Source organism: Flavobacterium calami (assembly GCF_038290035.1).
GTDB classification, from domain to species: domain Bacteria; phylum Bacteroidota; class Bacteroidia; order Flavobacteriales; family Flavobacteriaceae; genus Flavobacterium; species Flavobacterium calami.
Genome location: NZ_JBBYHS010000012.1, coordinates 97,688 through 119,049, shown reverse-complemented (window position 1 = coordinate 119,049; position 21,362 = coordinate 97,688). Strand labels below are relative to the sequence as shown.

General features: G+C 35.4%; 17 protein-coding genes. 11 read left to right on the top strand and 6 right to left on the bottom strand.

The features are described 5' to 3' along the window. The first annotated feature begins 242 nt into the window (after nucleotides 1-242). The 4 genes from AAEO57_RS12570 to AAEO57_RS12555 all read left to right on the top strand — a co-directional run bounded on the left by AAEO57_RS12570 (nucleotide 243) and on the right by AAEO57_RS12555 (nucleotide 3,223). Nucleotides 243-866 (top strand): PASTA domain-containing protein, encoded by a 624-nt coding sequence (locus AAEO57_RS12570; RefSeq protein WP_341693108.1) that lies wholly within the window; start codon nucleotides 243-245, stop codon nucleotides 864-866. After that, entirely contained in the window at nucleotides 856-1,902 is a 1,047-nt protein-coding gene (locus tag AAEO57_RS12565) for an RluA family pseudouridine synthase (protein WP_341693105.1), read from the top strand. Before AAEO57_RS12570 ends, AAEO57_RS12565 begins: the two co-directional genes overlap by 11 nt. Nucleotides 1,903-2,067: 165 nt before the next feature. Further along, a complete protein-coding gene (locus tag AAEO57_RS12560; RefSeq protein WP_341693103.1) occupies nucleotides 2,068-2,850 on the top strand; it encodes a HipA family kinase in 783 nt (260 codons plus the stop codon). Then, nucleotides 2,840-3,223 (top strand): DUF3037 domain-containing protein, encoded by a 384-nt coding sequence (locus tag AAEO57_RS12555; RefSeq protein ID WP_341693101.1) that lies wholly within the window; start codon nucleotides 2,840-2,842, stop codon nucleotides 3,221-3,223. Before AAEO57_RS12560 ends, AAEO57_RS12555 begins: the two co-directional genes overlap by 11 nt. 295 nt (nucleotides 3,224-3,518) lie before the next feature. Here the strand turns inward: AAEO57_RS12555 and AAEO57_RS12550 are convergent, their stop codons facing one another. Further along, nucleotides 3,519-4,625, bottom strand: a complete 1,107-nt coding sequence (locus tag AAEO57_RS12550; protein ID WP_341693099.1) for a pectate lyase family protein — start codon at nucleotides 4,623-4,625, stop codon at nucleotides 3,519-3,521. Between the two features lie 234 nt (nucleotides 4,626-4,859). On the opposite strand from AAEO57_RS12550, the gene AAEO57_RS12545 reads away from it, so the two are divergent. Together AAEO57_RS12545 and AAEO57_RS12540 are read left to right on the top strand one after the other, a co-directional pair. Next, a complete protein-coding gene (locus AAEO57_RS12545) occupies nucleotides 4,860-5,429 on the top strand; it encodes a Crp/Fnr family transcriptional regulator (RefSeq protein WP_341693096.1) in 570 nt (189 codons plus the stop codon). A 509-nt stretch (nucleotides 5,430-5,938) separates the two neighbouring features. Further along, the gene (locus AAEO57_RS12540) at nucleotides 5,939-6,772 is read left to right on the top strand and encodes a phospholipase A (protein WP_341693094.1); all 834 of its coding nucleotides are present in this window, start codon (nucleotides 5,939-5,941) and stop codon (nucleotides 6,770-6,772) included. A 526-nt stretch (nucleotides 6,773-7,298) separates the two neighbouring features. Here AAEO57_RS12540 and AAEO57_RS12535 read toward each other — a convergent pair. Beyond that, entirely contained in the window at nucleotides 7,299-7,805 is a 507-nt protein-coding gene (locus AAEO57_RS12535) for a GNAT family N-acetyltransferase (RefSeq protein ID WP_341693092.1), read from the bottom strand. A gap of 193 nt (nucleotides 7,806-7,998) precedes the next feature. Here AAEO57_RS12535 and AAEO57_RS12530 point away from each other — a divergent pair, with 193 nt between their 5' ends. The 4 genes from AAEO57_RS12530 (at nucleotide 7,999) to AAEO57_RS12515 (ending at nucleotide 12,242) form a co-directional block, all read left to right on the top strand. After that, nucleotides 7,999-8,325: a hypothetical protein gene (locus AAEO57_RS12530; protein ID WP_341693090.1), complete on the top strand. Its 327-nt coding sequence runs from the start codon at nucleotides 7,999-8,001 to the stop codon at nucleotides 8,323-8,325. A 2-nt stretch (nucleotides 8,326-8,327) separates the two neighbouring features. Beyond that, nucleotides 8,328-8,609: a hypothetical protein gene (locus AAEO57_RS12525; RefSeq protein WP_341693088.1), complete on the top strand. Its 282-nt coding sequence runs from the start codon at nucleotides 8,328-8,330 to the stop codon at nucleotides 8,607-8,609. Between the two features lie 892 nt (nucleotides 8,610-9,501). Beyond that, nucleotides 9,502-10,884 (top strand): MFS transporter, encoded by a 1,383-nt coding sequence (locus AAEO57_RS12520; protein WP_341693086.1) that lies wholly within the window; start codon nucleotides 9,502-9,504, stop codon nucleotides 10,882-10,884. Nucleotides 10,885-11,711: 827 nt separating this feature from the next. Next, nucleotides 11,712-12,242, top strand: a complete 531-nt coding sequence (locus AAEO57_RS12515; protein ID WP_341693084.1) for a DUF6680 family protein — start codon at nucleotides 11,712-11,714, stop codon at nucleotides 12,240-12,242. A gap of 160 nt (nucleotides 12,243-12,402) precedes the next feature. Here AAEO57_RS12515 and AAEO57_RS12510 read toward each other — a convergent pair whose 3' ends face one another. The 4 genes from AAEO57_RS12510 to thrA form a co-directional block, all read right to left on the bottom strand. Then, a complete protein-coding gene (locus AAEO57_RS12510; protein WP_341693082.1) occupies nucleotides 12,403-13,842 on the bottom strand; it encodes an AAA family ATPase in 1,440 nt (479 codons plus the stop codon). Between the two features lie 249 nt (nucleotides 13,843-14,091). After that, nucleotides 14,092-15,381: a threonine synthase gene (gene thrC, locus AAEO57_RS12505; protein WP_341693080.1), complete on the bottom strand. Its 1,290-nt coding sequence runs from the start codon at nucleotides 15,379-15,381 to the stop codon at nucleotides 14,092-14,094. A gap of 420 nt (nucleotides 15,382-15,801) precedes the next feature. Continuing rightward, nucleotides 15,802-16,725: a homoserine kinase gene (locus AAEO57_RS12500; protein WP_341693078.1), complete on the bottom strand. Its 924-nt coding sequence runs from the start codon at nucleotides 16,723-16,725 to the stop codon at nucleotides 15,802-15,804. 95 nt (nucleotides 16,726-16,820) lie between these two features. Then, nucleotides 16,821-19,268 (bottom strand): bifunctional aspartate kinase/homoserine dehydrogenase I, encoded by a 2,448-nt coding sequence (gene thrA, locus AAEO57_RS12495; protein ID WP_341693076.1) that lies wholly within the window; start codon nucleotides 19,266-19,268, stop codon nucleotides 16,821-16,823. Between the two features lie 562 nt (nucleotides 19,269-19,830). Between thrA and hutH the strand changes: the two genes are divergently transcribed. Continuing rightward, nucleotides 19,831-21,345 (top strand): histidine ammonia-lyase, encoded by a 1,515-nt coding sequence (hutH, locus tag AAEO57_RS12490; RefSeq protein ID WP_341693074.1) that lies wholly within the window; start codon nucleotides 19,831-19,833, stop codon nucleotides 21,343-21,345. The last annotated feature ends 17 nt before the right edge of the window (nucleotides 21,346-21,362 follow it).

The window sequence follows — 21,362 nt, the reverse complement described above, 5'->3', positions numbered from 1 at the left end:
AAACCCGGAGACCTAGCCCTGATGGAAGCGGCATCCTTTTGTGCCGGGGTTCGGCGCAAAAGATACAGCGGACAGCAGGAAACAGCTCCTTAAAATTGAAATTCTAAATATTAAAATTCCAAATTCCAATAATCTTTGTCTTCAGCATTTATAACATCACGTTACTTTCTTGCTTAAAACAAAATTATCATTTTTTTTGAAACGAAATAGCTTTATCTTTGCGTTCATCTAAAAATAAATTTATGAGTTTACGTAAGTATTTAACGAGCCGTGTGTTTTTTTTACAAGTGTTGGGTGCAGCTGCTATTATTGCGGTTTTAGGTTATTTGTTTATGCATTGGCTGACGTTTACAACAGATCACGGACATGAAATTGCGGTTCCGAATTTAGCTAAACTGACTGAGGAGCAGGTAGAAGAAAAACTGGATGAACTTGACCTGGATTATGTGCTTTTGGATAGTGTTGATTATAGAAGTGAGTTTCCGAAATTTAGCGTTGTAGAGCAGGATCCGCTGCCGGGAACAATGGTAAAAGTAGGACGAAAAATATATATTAAAATTAATGCGTCGGGATTTTCATCTGTTCGAATTCCTGATTTAATTGATAAAACCTATCGCGAGGCAGTTCCGACATTGAAAGCTTTAGGACTTCAGGAAGGAACGATTACGTATATTCCGAATCTTGGAAAAGATATGGTTCTGGAACTCCGTTATAAAGGCAGAAACCTGAAAGCAGGAGACCGTGTGCTGAAAGCGTCTAAAATCGATTTGGTTTTAGGTGACGGAAAAGCGAGTTATGTAGATGAAAGTGAGGCTATAGACAGTACTGCTGCGCCAATTGAAGAAACCCCAGCTGATGAACAATAATATTGAAGAAAATTTAGATCTGGAAGACGAATTATTCGAACATTACAGATTTGAAGTCCCAAAAGGTCAGGCGTTTTTGCGTATTGACAAATATTTAATGAATTTGATTCAGAATGCCACGCGTAATAAAATTCAGAACGCGGCAAATGACGGGAACATTTTTGTAAATGATATTCCGGTAAAGTCAAATTATAAAGTAAAACCTTTTGATGTGATAACCGTAATGTTGTCGCATCCGCCGTTTGAGAATAGAGTAGATCCGGAGGATATTCCACTGGATATCGTGTATGAAGATGAAGCGCTCCTGCTTATCAATAAACCACCCGGATTGGTAGTGCATCCCGGTCATGGTAATTATACCGGAACTTTGGTGAATGCTTTGGCATTTCATTTTGAAAATTTGCCAATGAACAGCAGCGAACGCCCAGGTTTGGTTCACCGAATTGATAAGGATACGTCCGGGCTTTTGATTATAGCCAAAACGGAAGCTGCGATGACGCATCTGGCAAAACAATTTGAAGCTAAAACCACAGAACGTGAGTATGTTGCTTTGGTTTGGGGAAATGTGGCTGCAGAAAGCGGAACGATTGAAGGAAATCTTGCCAGACATTTAAAAGACCGCATGCAAATGGCGGTTTTTGCTGATCCTGAAATAGGGAAACCTGCAATTACGCATTATAAAGTTCTCGAACGTTTTGGTTATGTGACTTTGATTTCGTGTAAACTGGAAACAGGAAGAACACACCAGATTCGTGCGCACATGAAACATATCGGGCATCCATTGTTTAATGATGAACGTTACGGAGGTCATTTGATTCTAAAAGGAACTACTTTTACGAAATACAAGCAGTTTATCGAAAATTGTTTTAAAGCCTTGCCACGTCAGGCATTGCATGCTAAAACACTTGGATTCGTTCATCCGAACACGGGCGAAATGATGCGGTTTGATACCGAATTGCCTCAGGATTTTCAGGATTGTATTGAAAAATGGCGCAATTATGTGAAATCGCATAATACTGAAGATGAAGAGGGATAATTTGATAATGAGATAATTTGTCAATTAGATAATTACTTTTTAAAAATGAAAAGCTCCTTAAAATGGAGCTTTTTCGTTTCATGAAAAGAAACTGAAATCTAAAAAGTCTAAAATCTAAGAAGTCTAACATTCTAAATTACTAAGTTTGTATTTCAGAAAATAATTATGAAAAACAATTTCAATCTCAGAACGGTAAATGTTACGCGTTACATTACGCCTTTGCGCGAGGGAGGTTCTTTGCCTGCTTTGGCGGAAGCCGATGACGATTTTAAATATGTCCTGAAATTTAAAGGTGCCGGTCATGGCGTAAAAGCTTTGATTGCCGAATTGGTAGGCGGACAGGTTGCGAAAGCCTTAAAATTACAGCTTCCTGAATTGGTTTTTGCCAATCTCGATGAAGCTTTTGGAAGAACCGAAGCCGATGAAGAGATTCAGGATTTGCTTCAGGGAAGTCAGGGATTAAATCTGGCGCTTCATTTTCTGTCGGGTGCGATTACTTTTGATCCTGTTGTTACGACTGTCGATGCCAAATTAGCTTCGCAGATTGTCTGGCTGGATGCTTATATCACAAATGTCGACCGAACTTTTAAAAACACCAATATGCTGATCTGGCATAAAGAATTATGGCTGATCGATCACGGTGCATGTTTGTATTTTCATCATTCCTGGAATAACTGGGAACAGCATGCCAAAAGTCCTTTTGCTTTGATAAAAGATCACGTTTTACTGCCTCAGGCCTCACTTTTAAAGGAAGTTGACGCCGAATTTAAAGCGATTTTGACACCCGAAATTTTAGAAGAAATTGTAAATACGATTCCGCTTGACTGGCTGGAATGGGAGGACACAGACGAAACACCGGAAGGTTTACGAAATGTATATTTACAGTTTTTAAAGACAAGGTTAGCCAATTCAGAAATATTTGTAAATCAGGCTCAAAATGCAAGATAATCACTTATATGAGTATGCTGTGATTCGGGTTGTGCCAAGGGTAGAGCGCGAAGAATTCCTGAATATCGGAATCATTTTGTTTTGCAAAAAAGCCAAATTTATAAAGGTTCTTTTTCACTTAAATAAAGAAAAAATACGAGCCCTTTCTGCTGATTTTGACATAGAACAATTGGAATGCAATTTAACGTCATTAGTAAAAATCACAAACGGAGCCAAAGACGGCGGTCCAATTGCTGAGTTTGATATTCCGGAGCGCTTTAGATGGTTAACGGCTATTCGAAGTTCTGCGATTCAAACGTCGAGGCCGCATCCGGGGTTGTGTGTGGACTTGGAGAAAACGATTCAGAGGTTGTTTGAAGAGCTGGTTCTTTAGCTTTTGATGTTTGATATTCAAAGATTTTCTCTAAAGCCCCACTGTTGTACGTCTGACACAATATTTTAAAATCGTGCAAAGTTTTTTATTTACAGATTAAATGGATAAAATGTTTTATTTCATCGGATTATTTTTTTAAAATGCTGCGTTAAACAAAAAGCACTTAAAAGACTGTATAACTGTAAAATAAACATAAGAAACTTATTTGATTTCAAGCTGAACTAAAAAAACCACGAACTGCACAACTGCAATCCGTGGTTAAAAACTAAACTAATTTTTTTCTATTTTGGTTTCATTAGAATGAACCGCAAATGTTACCGCCTAAAGTAGCTCCCGCATTAGAAGAAATATCTGCTTTGACAGCTGTTTTATTAAGTTTTACAATAGTATAAGGAGGTGTAAAAGCTGTTTTGTTACCTGCTTTATTTCCTGTTGTATTAGTGAAAACATTGTCGCTTTCAGTAACAGCTGTATAGCCACTCATCAAATCGATTGGCGTTTTTACACCTTCAAAAACGTTGCTTTCGATACGAATATCAGCTTCAACACCGGCAGCAATACATTTGTTGCTTACAGTACTATTGAAGAAATTGTTAACCAAATGCACTTTTCCAAAACGAACTCTGGGCATTCTTTCTTTACAGCCCTGAGCCCACCAGCATCTTGCAAAAGTGATTCTTAATTTTCCACGATCTCCACTAGCACCATCGCTTGAACCAATTAAATTTGAATACCTGTGATCATCAGAACCTCCTGATCCACCCGCTTTTGGCGCTTTTAAGTAATGAAATTTAGAATATGTAACCGAAATATAATCAGATTTATTTTTGATGTCAAAGTTACCGTCAACACCATCTCTAAATTCGCAGTGGTCAACCCATACATTTTGGCAGTCGTCTAAGATAGCATTGTCCCAGCCGTCAGTGTCGTAAGCACCAGGACCTTCAAAAATTAAGTTTCTGATGATTAGATTTTTACATCTTTTAATGTTAATAATACCGGAACCGTCTTTAGTCTGGTTAGTAGAAACCAATTTTGCTCCGCTTGCTCCGTAAATAGTTTTTCCGGTTTGATCCTGTAATGATAATCTTGTTGTAACGGTAATAGTTCCGGAAACTTTAATAACTTTTACCGAACTGCTTTCGATTGCAGATTTCAACTCGGCATAAGTTTTAACAACTTTTTCAGTTGCAGAACCTCCTCCGGTTGTGTTTCCGTTTTGTGAAGCCCAGCCAGGTACTTCTGCGCAATTTCCGATTTTTGATGTCGAAATATTACCTGTTTCAATGTTTCCTTCAATAGTTGTTGCTTCATTTGATGAAGCAATTTCTTCAGAATTACACGCTGTAAAACAGAAAACTACTGCAGTTAAAAAAATGGATAATGTTGATTTAAATTTCATAATGTAAGTTTGGGGTTTTATAAATATTTAACAGTACAAATCTCTATATATCATATTGTCAAAAAAATGAATAAGTTCAAACTTTTGTAAAAAAAATAAGCTAAATAGTTTTTTTAACAATTGTTAATTTACAAAAAAGAACAAATAATATACTTTTGCGTAATCGATTACACTGTTTTTTCCCCCGAATCTGACAGTTATCGAAAAACCACGTTTACTTAAAAAAATACAAACATGTACAACCTACTAAGAAAAAGCATTGAGCGAAAAATTCCGCTCACTGATCAGGAATGGGACATTATTGTCTCAAAAACACAACTTATTAAACTAAAAAAGAATCAATTTCTTCAAATTCAGAATTCCTACCATAGTTATCAGGGATTTATTTTAAAAGGACTGTTTAAAACGTACGCATTGAACGAAAATGGAACCGAAAGCGTTATTTTCTTTTCGTTTGAAAACGAATGGATGTGTGACCTGCAGAGTTTTTATCATCAAAAGCCCACCACGTATAATATTAAAGCTATTGAAGATAGCGAAATAGTAGTCATCAATAAAGAAGAAAAAGCACAGCTATTTGCAAAAGTACCTAAACTCTTTCAGTTTCATGTACTAATGATCGAAAGTGCCAATGTAGCTATTCAGGAGCGCCTTCTTGATGTTTTAAATAAAACTTCCAAACAGCGTTATCTTGATTTTAAGGAGCGTTATCCTCACAAGGTGCAGAAAATAAATAATAAAAATTTGTCTTCGTATCTTGGAGTCTCTCATGAGTTTTTATCAAAGATTAAGAAAAGATGCTAAGTTTTTGATATACAAATAACCTAAGCTTTTTTGATGAAAAAGAATCCCTCGAAGTCACAAAGTTTTATTTCACACAGATTTAAAAAAGATTTAAGCTGATTTCTATAGATTTTATAATGTCATCCTGAGTGGAGTCGAAGGAGTATAAGTAGCTCTCCAAAAACAAAACGTTGAAGAATTGCTTTGCCATCTTCAGACTCCTCATGGGAAGACAAACAAAATGATTTTTTAGCTTAAATTAAAAACAATGCGATTTCAAAACATTGTGAGCCAATCTCACTACTATAAAAAAAACTTAATGAATTTCTATGGTAACTCTTAGCGAATCTTTACGTTAAAACCCTCAAAACTTTTTTCACAAAACAAACGGAGTAATTTTTCTTTCTTAAAAATTCAATTGTTTTGATTAATTTATTTATTGAGTCAACTCTTATTTTATTGAGTTAATATTTTGTTTTAAAATACTATAACTTGTCTAAAACAATAATAATTCAAATTTAAATTACAGAATGCGCTCAAAATACCTGTTGATTTTTATCATTTTATTTTCAATCCAAGTTAATTCCCAAATTTTAGAACCTATTGTAGAGACTAAAAAAGATTTTCGGGCAGCAGATTCGCTGTTGAAAGAACCTAGTTTTTCGGTTCATAAAGACAATTATTTTTTAACAGGAGTGCCGATCAATACCGCCATCACCCGTGATAATGCAGATGTTAAATATCAGGTAAGTTTTAAGCTTAGATTGAAATCAAAGCCTTTATGGGGTGGATTTTATCCCTATTTGATGTACACCCAAAAAGCGTTTTGGGACATTTATGCAAGCTCAAAACCATTTTCAGAAATTAATTTTAATCCGGGTGTCGCCATTGTCCGTCCGTTTTATTTAAAAGGCGGAAGACTGACCTATGGAACTATCTCGTTGGAGCACGAATCTAATGGCAGGGATTCTATATATTCACGAACCTGGAACATGATTGCTTTCTCTTTAAAATCACAGATTTCACCACGCTGGGTAGTGGGTTTGAGAGGATGGATTCCGCTTGTGGACAAAGATGATAATCCCGGGCTTACGAAATATGTAGGTTATGGTGAAGCGAGTGCCACTTATCAGATACAGCCGGGACGTTGGAGTGCAGACATTCTTTTTAGAAAAGGAAGTGGGCTTATCAATTACGGTTCTTTACAGACACAGGTAAACTGGAGGCCGTACAAAAACGAAAATTATTATCTCACCCTTCAATGGTTTGTAGGCTATACAGAAAGTTTAATCGATTATCAGGAACATAAAAACATGTTGCGTATCGGATTTACGATAAAGCCGGAGAATATGGGGATTTTTTAATGATGTATTTTTAAATTACAGATCTTTATAATATGAACTTTGCGGTATAAAAAGAAAAACTTTGCGAATCTCTGCGTAACTCTTAGCGAATTAATATAGCTATTTAAAGAATCGAAAATAATTTTATTTCACGCAGATTGCTTCGCCTGTTCGCTGTCGCTTGGGTCTGCAGATTTTGCTGATTTGAAAAAGATAATCTGCGCATATCTGCTTAAATCTTTTTTAAATCTGCGTGAAAAAACTTTTCGCCTTTGCGAGATTAAAAAAACCTTTGCGAACTTCTGCGTAACTCTTAGCGAATTAATATAGCTATTTAAAGAATCGAAATAAATTTTATTTCACGCAGATTGCTTCGCCAGTTCGCTGTTGCTTGGGTCTGCAGATTTGAGCAGATTTTAAAAAGATAATCTTCGCATATCTGCTTAAATCTTTTTTAAATCTGCGTGAAAAAACTTTTCGCTTTTGCGAGATAAAAAAAACTTTGCGAATCTCTGCGTAACCCTTTGCGAATCTGTGCGGTAAAACTTTAAAGTTTCTTCTCTAAAAATATAAACTCCAATGGTTCATCAGAAATGGTAACATGAATTTCGTTTTCAGGAAAAGCTTCTCTTTCGCCCGTATCCACATAACCATGACGTTTGTACCACGCAATAAGTTCCTCACGAACTGAAATTACCGTCATGATAATACTCGACAATCCCAAAGCTTTCGCCTGATTTTCAGCTTCTGCCAAAAGCTTTTTGCCGATGCCGCTGTTCTGAAGTTCAGGCGAAACGGTCAGCATTCCTAAATACAATTGATGTCCTTTTTCTACCAATAAAACAGAACCAATAATTTTATTATTTTCAGTAAATTTCAGAATCGTATTTTTTGCATCCAGAAAGATTTCGGTCATTTCGGACTCGTCTGTTCTTTTTCCTTCGAGTAAATGGGCTTCGGTAGTCCAGCCTTTTTTGGAGGATTCGCCTCTGTAAGCCGAGTTGATTAATTTAACTAATGCGGGTATATCCTCTAAAGTTGCTTTTGTAATCATTTTTTTTGTGAAATGTGAAATGTGAAATGTGAAATGTGAAATGTGAAATGTAAACTGTTAGATGTCGGGTTGATTTTTTTTGCAAAAGTAAAATTACAATTTGATGTGGAATGAAAACAGCTATTTTAAATTTATGTAAGTGAATTTGTAAATAAAATTTTTCAAATTTGTATAAAACACAAATCAATAAAGTATGAGCAGAATACACTTATTCGAATTTGAAGATCAACAATGGCTTCCGGAGTTTATTAGAAATTATATGACCGACTTTCTACAGTTTCTTTCTAATAAAACTGCCATGTACAAAGGCATAGTTCCGATAATCGAAAAAGGATTAAAAGAAAGCCAGACCAATCAGATTATTGATCTCGCATCAGGTGGAGGAGGCGGACTCATCTGGCTCAATACCGAATTGCGACAAAACAACCCCGATTTGAAAATTCTGCTCACCGATTACTTTCCAAATATTTCTGCCTTCGAACACACACAAAAAAACAAGCCGACAATTTCGATTTTGTAAAAATGTCAGTCGATGCCAGAAACGTTCCTGAAAACCTAAAAGGACTGCGAACGCAATTTTTATCTTTTCATCATTTTAAATCCAAATACGCAAAGCAGATTCTGCAAAATGCAATTGATACGAATAGTTCCATTGCGATTTTTGAAGGGCAGGAGAGAAGTTTTCAGAGTATTATGGCTATGATTTTTTCACCGTTTAGCGTGTTGGTGACAGCGCCCTTTATAAGTCCATTTCATATTGGCAGAATCATTTTACGTATCTTATTCCAATTGTACCGATTTTAGTTTTGTGGGATGGCGTAGTTTCGTCTTTTAGAACCTATTCTGTTGAAGAAATGAACGCACTGGTTTCTAATTTAAATAAAAAAGAAAATTTTAATTGGGAAGTTGGAAGAGTAAAATCCGGACCTACTAAGATTTTGTATTTGTTGGGGACGAGGAAATAAAATTTACAATTACGACCAAAGAATAAGCCCCCCGCAAACATTTTCGCCATCAAAATCCTCAATCTTTGTTAACTTTCTAACGGAGATTGTTTTCTCCAATTCACTTAGCTCGTGTTCTCCTTTGTCGTAATGGCAATAGTGAGTGCAGGTCTTATAATGCCCTTATCGGCTAAGGCTTCTTGAAAGTTATCTTATATTGCTTTTTTGATAATAAAAATTATACCCCGGAATAACAAATTATACGTAAAACCTGCTGAATTCAATTCAGTTTTTTGTGCACATGTGACACCTTCACTCAATGTCATTGAGTTAAGAGATGTTACCGTCAGTTCGAGTATTTTGTTTAAAAAATGCGATAGCTTTTTTAAACAAAATGTATCGAGAACCTTAGTGCTAAAAAAACTTCTCGATACAATTTTTAATCATAAAGCTATCGCATTATAATTAAAAATCACTCGAAGTGACGAATACGATTCCTCAACTTAAGGACAATGTACCTGCATGGTGTAGGTTTCAATTTAATTTCTTCCTAATCACGAACTTATGTGGTGAGTTGTTTAAAATAGAATTAAATACTTAAGTATAAATACTTATTTTTTTCAAAAAACTGCGTTTTGGCAGTTTTTATTCCAAGTTAAGCTTATAATTTTGCTATGTAAATAAGTAAAATACTTAGACGTAAGTTGGGTACTTAGAAAATAAAAAGTACTTAACGATTAATTTTTTTTGATATGAGTTCAATTTCAACAAATCAACCGCTTTCAAGTTTAAACATTTTTAGTGGCAAAGGAGTTCAGATGCGTACCTTCCACATTACATGGTTAACATTTTTCTTTTGCTTTTTTGCATGGTTTGGTATGGCATCGCTTATGCCTATCGCCAAAGAGCAATTGCACCTGACAAAAGACCAATTAGGTAACATTCAGATTGCGTCGGTATCGGCAACCATTATCGCCAGATTATTAATAGGCCGATTAGTCGATAAATTTGGGCCAAGAATAATTTATACCTGGTTATTACTGATTTGTTCTGTACCGGTATTATTGATTGGTATTTCACAATCGTATGAAAGTTTCCTGTTTTTTAGATTGGCTATCGGAGTTATTGGTGCTTCTTTTGTGATCACACAGTTTCATACTTCAGTAATGTTTGCGCCGTCCATTAAAGGAACTGCCAATGCTACAGCAGGAGGATTCGGTAATGCAGGTGCCGGTTTGGCTAATATTACCATGCCTCTTATTGCAGCAGGATTCGTGGGATTAGGAGTGTGTACTAAGGAAGACAGCTGGAGATATGCCATGATTGTTCCCGGAGTACTATTATTGGTTTTTGCTTTTTTATATTTCCGATTTACTAAAGATTTGCCAAATGGTAATTATAAAGAACTTGGAATAGAAACAACCAATAAAGAAAATACCTTTATGCTGGCTGTAAAAGACTACCGTACCTGGGTTTTGACCATTGCTTATGCAGCTTGTTTTGGAGTTGAGATCACAATTGATAATTTTGCCCCGATTTATTTTACAGATACTTTTGGTGCTAGTTTGAAAACGGCAGGAATCTGCGCAGGTATTTTTGGATTAATCAATCTTTTTGCAAGACCATTAGGCGGAATCGTTGCCGACAAAGTAGGTAAGAGATATGGTTTTTCAGGGAAAAATTTATTGCTTGCATTACTGCTTCTTGTAGAAGGTATTGGTGTTATTTTCTTTGGTCTGACAAATCAATTAGGAGTTGCTATATTTTTAATGTTCTTGTTTGGAATGAGTTTAAAAATGGCAAATGGAGCAACTTATAGTCTTGTACCCTTCGTAAACCCAAAAGCGGTAGGTAGTGTTGCCGGAATTGTAGGAGCAGGCGGAAATATAGGGGCGATGTTGATTGCTTTCCTGTTCAAAGCTAAAGCTGTTAAATTTACTAAAGATGTGATTGACGAAAGCGGAGTATCACAAACCAAGGATTTAATTGATTACACAAGTGCTTTTTATGTATTGGGAATCATTATTCTGGTAACAGGAGTTGTAGTTTTGGCTATAAAACTTTTAGTTAAAGATAAAGAAGAAGAGAAATTACCTGCAGCTGTAAATTTAGCTTATCAAACAGTGAAATCTTAAATCTAGAAAAACAAAAAGTATAGGTTTTTATATAAAAAAGAAAGGCTCTCGAGATAATGAGGGCCTTTCTTTTTTGCAATTGTTCCAGATAGCGAACAGACGAAGTAAATTCACGTTATCGGGTTAATTTTTTAGGAGCAGAAAATTCATTTTCATATGAAATTCAGTCCCGCTTTCCGTTACAATCTTGTTTGCCGAACCCCGGCACACAAGGATTTTCACTGCAATCGGGGCTAGGCGAGAAATTTAGTTTTCATAATTTTTTTGCCAATTGTAGTCGTTAGCGCTAGCGGGGACTAAGAAGTGATTTTTTAAATTTATTGTAATAATCCTTTTCCAGTTACTTTATACATTAAATGTAAAATTGAAAATACAATTATAATTGACACAACTATAGTTATAATTATTTTTAATAATTTATTGCATCTCCAATTTTTTAAAAGCCTGAAAATAATTATGGCTGGCAATATTGTTAAAGCAAAGAAAAGTAAAAATATAACTAAGATTGTGGAGTCATTTATATCCAGTAAAATTATTTGTTGAATTTTGTTCATTTATTTAATTATTCAAATATTTATATACTAGCGCGAGCGTCTCGCTCGTGCACGTTCTATTGGTTTTTGAAATTCTTTGTGTTCACGATCGGGACGCTAGCGCTAGCTGTGGGGTATATTAATAAAAGCTCTATATTATTTAAAAACTTTTAAACATGCAATTTTGGTCATTTCCATAATATCATAAATTAGGATTCTTCGCAGATTAATTTCCAAGAGGTTTGTTGTTAATAAATTTCTTATATTTGTGAGGTTTAAATCTCATACAGAACTATGATTGCGCAATTTTTAAAAGATTACGGGGAATTAATTTCTATTACATTAATACCTTTCATAATTTGGATTTTAGGTGCTTACTTTCAAGATAGAAAATCTAAGAAAGATGCTAAAATGAACTTATTTTTAAATTTGATGGCAACTAGAAAATCTACTCCGGTCAGTAAAGTGTGGGTAGATAATCTCAATCAGATTGATGTTGTTTTTCAGGACAGTCACAAGGTTCGTTTGGCATGGCGACAATTCTATGATGCTTTGCATCCGAAATCGGCACATTTTGACAGTCAGAACGCTTTTCGTCTAGATCTATTGTCGGAAATGGCAAATGATCTAGGTTACAAGAATTTGAAACAAACTGAGATTGACCGATACTATTCTCCACAATTATTTGGGAACTTACAGCAGAGTCAAGACCTTCTTGCAAAAGAAACTTTAAGGGTTTTATCAAATTCGAAAGCTTATGGAGTAGCATTTTCTCCTGAAGAGCGTGAGGCCCATCTACAGAGATTATATAGTGAAGATGTTTAAACTATCTACTTTTTATCTTTAATTCCGTGATTTCTATAAATTAAAAAAAAACTTTTAGCTAGCGCAAGAGTCTCACTCGTGCTTGTTTCAATTGGTTTTTGAATTTCTTTGGTTCTCAGCTAGCGCGAGCGTCACGCTCGTGCCCGTTCCAATATTGCTTTTATTGACTATTTTCTTTTTGTTTCCAATATTCTTGAATTGCTATTTGAGAGCAATACTCTTGAAATTGTGCAGGAGTTTCTTTATTGTCTTTTTCAATTTCTAAAAGTACTTTTTTAAGTTCATCTGGAAAATCTGATAAAATTTTATTTGCCATTTGAACTTTATTCTCTTTAAGCATATAAGTTAATTCGATTGCTTTGTCAATTCTTCCTGGTCTTGATGACACAAATGTTTCTTTTCCGTTTTCATTTGAGGGCTGCCCAATAGCTGAATCAATTTTCGTGACATCATTTGTTGTTATGATGGTAAAAATACCATTAGATTTATCCACACCGTCAAGACAATTTAAGAGACAATCAAAAGTTAATGGAGTAAATTTTGCTCCAGAATTATCATCATTATTTGCATCATCATCAGATGTTAATAATCTTGAAATCATTCCGTTATTCTGACATATATTTTTTCGTCCATGAAAAACATTATCAATATCTTCTATAAGGGCAATACATGGAATATTCAATTGCATATTTTTCCAAGAACTCATTAAATCATTGTTTGACATTTGGGATAATGAAAAAACATAGATTGGCATATTTAAATCTTCAGCAAACGCACGGACAAGAGCGGTTTTACCTGTACCAGGTGGTCCATAAAGTAACCAACCCCTTTTCCATGGAATATTTTTTTCTTTATACCAATCACGACTTTTGACCCATAATGAAATAATACTTATTAGTTCTTTTATCTCTTTTGGAAAAAAAAGATTATCTAAAGCTTTTCCATTGGTTGACATTTCTCTTCCTAAATCATCGGAATTTACTCCAAGTAATCTATATTGTTTTTGCTTGTACCAAGCATATCCTGCTGTATTTTTGGAAAAATAAGCATGATTATTAGTGTCTTTATTGGGTAAATAAAATATATCAAATCTGTTAGTTCCCTCTTCTTCTTCTTCAATTTGCCAAGATATTTTGTTTCGCATTTTTGAAGAATTTTCAATTATTTCATCTAAATCTAAAGAACCTCTTAAACATGTAATTGTAGAGTAAGTTTTTTCATTAGAATTAGGCTCTTGATAGCGATTTTCCTGGGTCTTATTTTCTTCAACATGGTTGAAAACAAAGGGGATTGGTATTCCTAAATACTTTTTTTTAGTTAAAAAAATTATTGAAGTTGTTCCAAATTTTTCAAATGGAACTAGACCATACTTTCCACTACGAAATGTTTCGTTTGTTGCTCCATACGCTCGGTCATAAGTTTGTAGTTTTTTATAATCTTTCACTAAATATGCAATTACAGAATCATGAGCTTCATCTGTTTTAATTTCCACTCTTTGAATGATTATTGAAATAAACTTCCATAAAAAGGCTTTTATTTTATCCCAAAATCCTATTACGACGCCGACGATAGCGCCTCCTTTTAAAAAATCTAATGTCATATTAATTGATTATATTATGAGTTTGCGACAGAATTATCACGAACTGGTTTATAGTCATAAGAAACCTTTGTAATGTCCTGATTTAAGTAAATTAATTAACTTTGTTTCGATTGCTTGCCTTTCAAATATATGTTTTTTTGAAAGAAAATAAATCTAAAGAATGTTGTGGGGATTAAGTATTGACTCAAAAAAAAACAAAACGACTGAAATAATCCTCAGTCGTTTTGTATATGATTTTATATAAATTGTTTACCCCAAAAAACTCTTCAACTCCTCATAAGTCCCAATCTTCACACTAACTTTCTCCTCATTAATAACACTCTCAATTTGAGCAGGAATAGGAAGCGTAATTCCTAAAGCAGGTTCAACCACATCTAAGAATTTAATAGGATGCGCTGTTTCTAAGAAAATACCAATGGCGTTAGGGTGTTTTTCCAGTTCTTTTTTCAAACCTAAATAACCAACAGCACCGTGCGGTTCTGCGATATAACCGTCTGTGTTATAAATATTTTTTAGAGCAACTAATGTTTCTTCATCAGTATAACTATAAGAAGAGAAATCTTTTTCGAAAGCTTTTAAGTCGTTATTGTACAATTCCTGAATCCTGATAAAGTTGCTTGGGTTTCCAACGTCCATGGCGTTAGAGATTGTTGCTTTAGAAGGTTTCGGGTCGTATTTTCCGTTTTCTAAGAATCTTGGTACGGTGTCGTTTACGTTTGTAGACGCTACAAAATGTTCAATTGGCAAACCTAATTTCTTTGCCATAATTCCGGCGCAGATATTCCCGAAGTTTCCGCTTGGGCAAGAGAAAACCAACGGTTTGTTTTGGCTTTTCAACGCTTTGTAAGCAAAGAAGAAATAAAACATTTGCGGTAACCAGCGCGCAATATTAATCGAATTCGCCGAAGTCAGGTTTTTATGTGCTAAAGTTTCATCTAAAAACGCTTTTTTTACCATATCCTGGCAATCATCAAAAACACCGTCAACTTCAAGAGCTTTAATGTTTTGCCCTAAAGTCGTCAATTGTTTTTCCTGAATATCGCTCACTTTTCCTGACGGATATAAAATGACAACATCAACGCCGTCAACGCCTAGAAATCCGCTGGCAACAGCTCCGCCAGTATCTCCGGAAGTGGCTACTAAAACGGTGTTTTTAGCGTCTTTTTTATCTTTATTGAAATAGCCCAAACAACGCGACATAAATCGCGCTCCAACGTCTTTAAACGCCATTGTTGGGCCATGGAATAATTCTAACGAATAGATTCCGTTTTCGACTTTCACCACCGGAAAATCAAAAACCAAAGTATCCGAGATGATTTCTTTTAGTTTTGCTGCCGGGATTTCGTCGCCAACGAATTGTTTAATTGCTTCAAAAGCGATTTCTTCGTGGCTTAAACTTTCGATTTTATCAAAAAAAGAGGGATCTAAAGCGGTAATATTTTCAGGGAAATATAATCCTTTGTCACTCGCTAATCCTTGTATTACAGCTTCCTGAAAAGAAACTTTTGGGGCATTATGGTTTAAACTGTAGTATTTCATTGTGTTGTTTTTATTTAACCGCAAAGAGCGCAAGGAATTGGTTTCTTTTGAAAACGCAGAGAACGCAAAGCTTTGTGGTGATATTTTTTATTTCAATAAATTATGTTTTCAATTATGTGTTAGTTCTGTCAGGCTGAGCGGAGTCGAAGCCCCGCAACGTATAGACATAATGTAAATCCTCAAAGTTTGTCATTTCGAGGAACGAGAAATCACACTCGAAACTCCGTATAGAAATTCGCCAATCTTTGTCGACAAACTAGTGTGATTTCTCCTTTCAGTCGAAATGACAAACTGGACGTGTTATACTTTGTGTCTCACTTTGTGTGGACTTCGACTCCGCTCAGTCTGACAAACGTTTCGTATAACTCTTAATACTTAATTCTTCGTACTTAATTCTTTTTACAATTCACATCTCACATTTTACAAAACGCGAACTCCATCTGGGTTAATCTTCGAAACGTGAATTTCATACGGCAAATTCATTTTTTCGTAAACATCGCTCATGGCTTTTGCGATTTGGTCTGCGGTTTCTTTTCCTCTGCTTAAAGCAAAAATCGACGGACCGGAACCTGAAATTCCGGAACCTAAAGCACCGTTTTCATAAGCCGTTTGTTTGATCTGGTCAAATCCCGGGATTAAAACGCTTCTTAAAGGTTCTACGATTTCGTCATGAAGTGATCTTCCAATTAATTCATAATCTTTGGTGTAAAGACCTGCAACCAATCCGCCCACATTTCCCCATTGCATGATGGCGCTTTTTAGGGAAACATTTTGTTTTAAAACCGAACGAGCGTCAGATGTTTTTAATTCAATCTGTGGATGAACCACTGTTGCGTATAATTCTTCCGGACTGTCAATTCTGATAATATCAAGAGGCGCATAACTTCTTACCAACGTAAATCCGCCTAAAAGGGCAGGAGCAACGTTGTCAGCGTGCGCGTTTCCGCTGGCTAATTTTTCTCCCTGCATCGCAAACTGAACCAAATCTTTACGGGAATATGGTCTTCCCAACAATTCATTGATTCCGAAAACCGCTCCGGCAGAACTGGCAGCACTGCTTCCGATTCCGCTTCCGGCTTTGATGTTTTTATAAATTTCGATTTCAAATCCAAAATCCAGTTCGTCCAAAGTTGCCAACATCGCCAAAGCTGCCACACCCGAAACGTTTTTCTCGGTTTCAAGAGGCAAATCGGCACCCACAATTTTAGTGATTCGAACGCCTTTTTGATCGACTTTTCGAACAATCATTTCATCGCCCGCATTGTCTAAGCAAAGTCCCAATACGTCAAATCCGCATGAGAGGTTGGCGATAGTTGCCGGGCAAAATAGTTTAATATTAGTCATAAAGTTTTTAAAGTCAAAAGTCAAAAGTCATATAAAATGTCATAAATCAAAAGTGAGTACTTTAAGACTTTATGACATTCGACTTTCAGACTAAATTATATATTTCCAATTCTAATTACATCCGCAAAAATTCCAGAAGCCGTAACAGCTGCACCGGCTCCGGCTCCTTTGATTAATAAAGGCTGGTCTACGTAACGATCTGTGTAGAAAAGTACGATATTGTCTTTTCCTTCCAAATTATAGAAAGGATGGTCTTTTGGAATGAATTGCAGACCCACGCTTGCTTTTCCGTTTTCGAATTGCGCCACAAATTTTAGGCGGGATTCTTTTTCGTTGGCTTCTTTCAAAAGATTTTCAAAATGCGAAGCATGTGTAATCAATGATTTGAAAAAATCTTCGTTATTTGCGGTCTTCATGCACTCGCCAGGCAAGAAAGACAGGTTTTCGATGTCTTCGATTTCCATTTGGTAACCACTTTCACGAATTAAAATCAGGATTTTACGCGCTACGTCGATTCCGCTTAAGTCGATTTTAGGATCCGGTTCTGTGAATCCCTGCACTCCGGCTTCTTTTACCACATCATGAAAAGAATTATTCTCATCAAAATTGTTGAAAATAAAGTTCAGACTTCCGGATAAAACCGCCTGAATTTTATGCACTTTATCTCCTGAAGCAATTAAGTTTTTTACCGTATCGATAATTGGTAATCCCGCACCCACATTCGTTTCAAATAAAAACGGAGCGTTGTATTGGCGAGATAAACTTTTCAGTTTTTTATAATTGTCGTAAGCAGAGGAACAGGCAATTTTGTTACAAGTTACAACCGCAATACTTTCTTTTAGGAACTTTTCATACATTTCAGAAACGCTTGCATTTGCAGTAATATCTACGAAAATGCTGTTTCTTAAATTGAGTTCTTTGGCACGTGCGATGAATTCTGTTGGAATAGCCGCTTCACCTTTGTCTAAAGTCGACTGCCAGTCTTTTAGAGAAATTCCGTCTTCGTCAAAAATCATTTTTCTGGAGTTCGACAAAGCAATTACGCGAACATTAATTTTTAGAACCTCTTTTAAGAATTTCTTTTGAGAGTGAATCTGTTCGATGAATTTCTCACCCACATTTCCAACTCCCATTACGAATAAATTCAGCTGTTTGGTGTTTTCTTCAAAGAAGTTTTCGTGTAATGTATTCAGTGCTTTTTTGACGTCTCTTTCGTTGATTACTGCTGAAATATTTCTTTCAGAAGCTCCCTGAGCAATCGCACGGATGTTTACGTTATTTTTTCCTAAAGTACTGAACATTCTTCCGCTCAGACCCTGGTGATTTTTCATGTTTTCGCCTACCAAAGCAATAATACAAAGGTCTTTTTCAACAATGCACGGATCGATTTTGTTTTGTAAAATCTCAACTTCAAATGCTTTGTTGATGGCTTCCTCAGCATTTTCAGCATCCGAATTTAGGATTCCGATACAAATAGAATGCTCAGATGACGCCTGAGTAATGAATATAACATTGATTTTTTCGTGTGATAAAACCTCAAACAAACGTTTTGAAGAACCTGAAACCCCAATCATTCCCGGACCTTCAAGTGTCAGTAACGAAATATGGTCAATATGGCTGATTCCTCTTACAGCTGCTCCATTAGAAGGCGCCTGATTTGTGATTAAAGTTCCATCGGCTTTCGGTTCAAATGTATTTTTGATTAAAATCGGAATATTTTTTCTTAAAACCGGCTGAATTGTTGGTGGATATAACACTTTTGCACCAAAATGAGACAATTCCATTGCTTCCTGATACGAAATGTTTGCAATTGGCTGAGCCTGTTTTACAATTTTTGGGTTTGCAGTAAACATTCCGTTTACATCTGTCCAGATTTCAAGCTGTTCAGCATTCATTGCTCCGGCAATGATAGCAGCAGTATAATCAGACCCGCCACGGCCTAAAGTGGATGTGATGCCATCAAGAGTCTGGGCGATAAAGCCAGGCAAAATAGTAATTCGGGATTGATTCTCTGCGAAATATTCCTGAATCAGAACGTCTGAAATTTCAAAATTGACAACCGCTTTACTAAAGTCGTTATTTGTTTTGATTAACTCGCGGCTGTCTTTATAAACTGCATCTTTGCTAATTTGCTGATAGGCCTGAGCAATAATATAAGAAGAAAGTAATTCGCCAAAGCTCAAAATAGTATCTGCAGTTCTTGGAGATAATTCTCCTAGAAGAAAACAACCGTCTAATAAAGTTTCTAAATGATTGATGATTCTTTTTACGTGGCTTAGCAAACTGCTTTGTTCGCTAACCGGAATCAGTTCTTTTAAGGTGTCTAAGTGTTTTTTCTCGATTTCGGCAACAATATCTCTAAAGCCTTCGTCATTTTCTGCGGCTTTTGCAGCTGCCAGATGAAGTAAATCAGTTACCTTGCTTAATGCGGAAACCACTACAACCAGTTTGTCTTTTTCTGCTTTTTGTTTGACAATTTCGAGAACGAGTTTTATATTTTGTGCATTGGCAACGGAAGTTCCGCCAAATTTTAATACTTTCATTTTTGATTTTTTTTCTTTTATGCAAATATTTTTATGTATCCAATGACTTTCTTCTTTCATGAAAAAAGTATAGATAAACAGGATTATATGTAAAGATGTATACCCCTAAGGGGTAGTAATTGTTGTAGTAGTAATTGTAGTAGCAGCAGTTGCAACTCTTGTCTGAGTTGTCATTAAGGATTGATATTTTGTGCTGTTACTTTTCATTTTTGATTTTTCAAAAGTACAGTTTTTTATAAAAGTTAAAAAGGTGATTTTTCTTTTTGCGAATATTTTAATAATTTAAATGATAAAAAATCAATATTGAGTATTTGTTAAAATTGAACATGGTAAGTTGAGTTTTTGATATATTTTACCCGGTTTTTAATTGTATTTATTTCTTTAGTGATGAAGAGTTCGCTAAAGGAAATTACTTAAAACAGAGAGTGTGTGACTCGTTTTTGATTTTGTAAAATGATAATTAAAGAAAATCATATTTTATTAAAAACTTAATTATTGTGATAAAATGTTGCTTTTTAATGTCGATTTGTTGAATTTTGACGTTTTAAATTTTGAAAGCATCATGAGAGAAATCCATTATATAAGTACTGAAACTTTAACTTTAGAAACATTACAGGAGATTTTAGGGAACGATAAAGCATTAGAATTATCTGAAGAAGCTAAAGTAAATGTTCAGAAATGCCGTGATTATCTGGATAAAAAAATGGCTTCTCATCCGGAACCTATATATGGAATCAATACGGGTTTTGGGGCACTTTATAGCGTGAAAATCTCTAATGAAAATTTATCTCAGCTTCAGGAAAACCTTGTAAAATCGCACGCCTGCGGAACAGGAGAAAAAGTTCCTGCAGAAATTGTCAAAATGATGCTGTTGCTTAAAATTCAGTCTTTGAGTTATGGATATTCAGGGATTCAATTGCAAACATTAAACCGCCTGGTTGATTTTTATAATAATGATGTTTTACCTGTAATATATACACAAGGTTCATTGGGCGCTTCTGGAGATTTAGCTCCTTTGGCACATTTGTCATTACCTTTATTAGGAGAAGGGGAAGTGATTTTTGATGGCAGGAGAGTACCTTCTGCTGAAGTTTTAAAACATTTTAACTGGGAACCAATTGTTTTGCAGTCCAAAGAAGGACTGGCTTTATTGAACGGAACACAGTTTATGAGTGCTTACGGAGCTCATATTTTGATAAAAGCCTATAAATATTCTTATCTGGCAGATTTAATTGGAACCATTTCTCTGGAAGCTTTTGATGGAAGAGTGGAACCTTTTAATGAACTGATTCATTTTATACGTCCGCACAAAGGACAGATTGTAACGGCACAGCGAATCAATGAATTTTTGGAAGGAAGTGAAATTATTGCACAGCCTAAAAAGCATGTACAGGATCCATATTCTTTCCGTTGCATGCCTCAGGTTCATGGTGCTTCAAAAGATGCGATTGATTATGTTCGAAAAGTATTCAAGACTGAAATTAATTCGGTTACGGATAATCCAAATATATTTATAGAATCTGATCAGATTATTTCAGGTGGAAATTTCCACGGACAGCCATTAGCTTTGGCATTGGATTTTATGGCAATTGCTTTGGCAGAACTAGGAAGTATTTCTGAAAGGAGAACTTATCAGCTGATTTCAGGATTACGAAATCTTCCGGCATTTTTGGTGGATAACCCCGGACTGAATTCAGGATTTATGATTCCGCAATACACAGCTGCGAGTATTGCTAGCCAGAATAAACAACTGGCAACACCGTCCAGCGTTGATAGCATTGTTTCTAGTAACGGACAGGAAGATCATGTAAGCATGGGGGCAAACGGGGCGACAAAGGCATTAAAAGTTATGGATAATTTAGAGCGAATTCTGGCCATAGAATTATTAAATGCTTCGCAGGCAATTGCGTACAGAGCGCCTTTAAAATCAAGTGATTTTATCGAAATGTTTCTAAGTAGTTACAGGGAAATAGTGCCTTTAGTGAAGGAAGACCGAATTTTACATTATGATATTGAACGTTCTGTTTTGTTCTTAAATAGTTTTCAAATTGAAAATGATTTGTTAACAATGGCTTAACATTGAAAAACAATATT